This is a genomic window from Marinobacter sp. X15-166B, from assembly GCF_001752365.1.
Taxonomy (GTDB): Bacteria; Pseudomonadota; Gammaproteobacteria; order Pseudomonadales; family Oleiphilaceae; genus Marinobacter.
This window is the reverse complement of sequence record NZ_MEIY01000003.1, coordinates 1-2,410: the sequence shown is the minus strand read 5'-3', so window position 1 is coordinate 2,410 and position 2,410 is coordinate 1. Positions and strand designations below refer to the sequence as shown.

Annotated in this window: 3 protein-coding genes; all 3 read right to left on the bottom strand. The window is 58.8% G+C overall.

The annotated features are described in order from the left end of the window. Positions 1 to 15 precede the first annotated feature (15 nt). Positions 16 to 1,557 carry an IS66 family transposase gene (gene tnpC / locus BG841_RS16350; protein ID WP_070058893.1) on the bottom strand — a complete coding sequence of 514 codons (1,542 nt, stop codon included), beginning with the start codon at positions 1,555 to 1,557 and terminating at the stop codon, positions 16 to 18. Between the two features lie 76 nt (positions 1,558 to 1,633). Further along, positions 1,634 to 1,969 carry an IS66 family insertion sequence element accessory protein TnpB gene (gene tnpB / locus BG841_RS16345; protein WP_070058892.1) on the bottom strand — a complete coding sequence of 112 codons (336 nt, stop codon included), beginning with the start codon at positions 1,967 to 1,969 and terminating at the stop codon, positions 1,634 to 1,636. Beyond that, positions 1,966 to 2,328, bottom strand: a complete 363-nt coding sequence (gene tnpA, locus BG841_RS16340) for an IS66-like element accessory protein TnpA (protein WP_070058891.1) — start codon at positions 2,326 to 2,328, stop codon at positions 1,966 to 1,968. Before tnpA ends, tnpB begins: the two co-directional genes overlap by 4 nt. Positions 2,329 to 2,410: the final 82 nt, after the last annotated feature.

The following is a 2,410-nucleotide window of genomic DNA, read 5'->3' as shown; positions in this document are numbered from 1 at the left end:
GTAAGCGGCCGGCCATCACACCTTGCTAACGATCGCCGGCGTCCAGTTGTGTGGTAGCAACTCGCCAATGGCGTTGTTTTTCTGCGTCGGCAGTCTCGTCAGCACATCTTTTAGATAGGCATAAGGATCGTGCCCATTCAGTTTGGCGGACTGGATCAGCGTCATCACCGCAGCGGCACGTTGACCACTTCTCAGTGAGCCGGCGAACAGCCAGTTGCTCCGACCCAGCGCCCAAGGCCGGATCTGGTTTTCCACCCAGTTGTTATCGATGGGCACCGCACCATCGTCCAGATAGCGCGTCAGCGCTACCCAACGCTTGAGGCTGTAATCCATAGCCCTGGCCGTGCCGGAGCCATCCGGCACTTTCTGTCGATGCGCCAACATCCATTGGTGCAGAGCATCCGCAATGGGTCGGGCTTTTTCATCTCTGATTCGTTGTCGTTGGTCCGGCGGCAGGTCTTTGGTTTCTCGCTCAATCTGATACAACTGACCGATGTATTCCAGGGCCTGTGCCGCTATTTGACTCTGGTTGGCCTGATGCAAGTCGTAGAACTTGCGCCGAGCATGGGCCAGGCAACCGATTTCGGTGATGCCGTTGCCGAAGCCGGCCTTGTAACCCGAGTAATCGTCGCAGACCAGTTTGCCTTGCCAGTCACCCAGGAAGGTGCGGGCGTGTTCGCCCGCTCGGGTGGGGGCGAAGTCGTAAACGACCGCCTTAAGATCCGAGAACGGTGTGGTGCAATAGGCCCAGACGTAGGCTCTGTGGGTTTTCTTCTTGCCCGGAGCCAGCATGCTGACCGGTGTTTCGTCGGCGTGCAGGACCGTGTGTTCCAGCAAGGCGTTTCTCAGTGCATCCACCAGAGGCTGCAACTGCACACCACAAGCGCCCACCCACTCGGCCAGAGTGGAGCGCGGGATGGCGAGGCCGGCACGGCCGAAGATGCGTTCCTGGCGGTACAGGGGTAAATGATCCGCGTACTTGGCGACCAACACCTGAGCCAGTAATCCGGCGGTGGGGATGCCCTTGTTGATGACTTGCGGCGGCACCGGTGCCTGGGTCAGGGTTTCGCACTGCGCGCAGGCCCATTTGCCACGGATGTGGCGCTCTACCGTAAACTCGCCAGGCACGTAGTCCAGTTTCTCACTGACGTCTTCGCCTATGCGCTTGAGCTGGCAGCCACAGCGGCACTGGGTGTTTTCGGGTTCGTGGTGGATCAGGGTGCGGGGCAACTCCGGTGGCAACGAAGCCCGTTTGGGTTGTGCTTTTGGCTTGGCCAGTGTTTCAGTGGGTGTGAGTTGTGCCAGTTCAGCCTCGATGGCCGCAATGTCGCTGTCGATCAGCTCATCCAGCAAGCGACCTTGAACCGCATCCAGTTGCTCGCTGCGTCGAGCGAACTTGTGGCGTTTAAGGATCGCCACTTCGTGGGTCAGTTTCTCGATCACTGCATCGCGGTGTACGAGTGCGCGATCCTTATTTTCAACACGATCGAACAGATCCGTGACCAGGGCACGGAGTTGATCGGCGGAGAGTTGGTCAAGATCGGGACGTTGTGACATACCGGGAAGTATGCCAAGCCTCTGACTCAGTGACGATGCGATTTTCTGGTTATAGTCTGGGAGATCGGCTTGTGGTTTACAGCACCGAGATCACGCCCTCAGCCCCGAGGCGTTGCCAGGGTAACCCCTGAACCAGGGCGGACAGTTGTTCATCGGTCAGACGCAACTGATCACCGCGCCAGGATTCGCCCCAGTGGAACTTACCCCGGTTCAATCGGCGGGCACACAGCCAGATACCCAAGCCATCGTGGATCAGCACCTTCATCCGGTTGCCCCGTTTGTTGGCGAACAGGTAAGCGCAATGAGGTCTGGCCGAGCCAAACACCTGAACAACACGCGCTAACGCCGTGTCTGGCCCAGCCCGCATATCCAGCGGTTCGGTGGCCAGCCAGATTTCGTCAATGCGGATCATGGCAACAGTTCGCGCAGAAACGCCGCGCACTGATCAGCTTGCTCGGCCGGCCATTCCACCACAACCGGCCCACCGGCACGGGGAATCTCGATGCGGATGGTGCGATGCTTTTCCACTACCGGGGTAGCCTTCGCTGGCAAATTGACCGGCACGAACGCGGGCGACGTTGATGGCTGATTGCCGGCCCGTCGTGCCTCGTTTATCCACCGTCGGAGCATGTTGGCATTAAGGCCATTATCCAGGGCAATGCGGGAAACAGAAGCTCCGGGCTTTTGGCACTCGACCACCAGTCTGGCTTTGAATTCCGGGGCGTGCCGGCGACGCGGTTGGTAAGGCTTGGTTACGCTTAAGTTGCTCATAGTAAGTGTCCACTAAAGAATAAGTGGACACTATCCTGACGGCTTCGGAGTCAGGCTCAAGATGGGTTTACCGGTCGCTTAC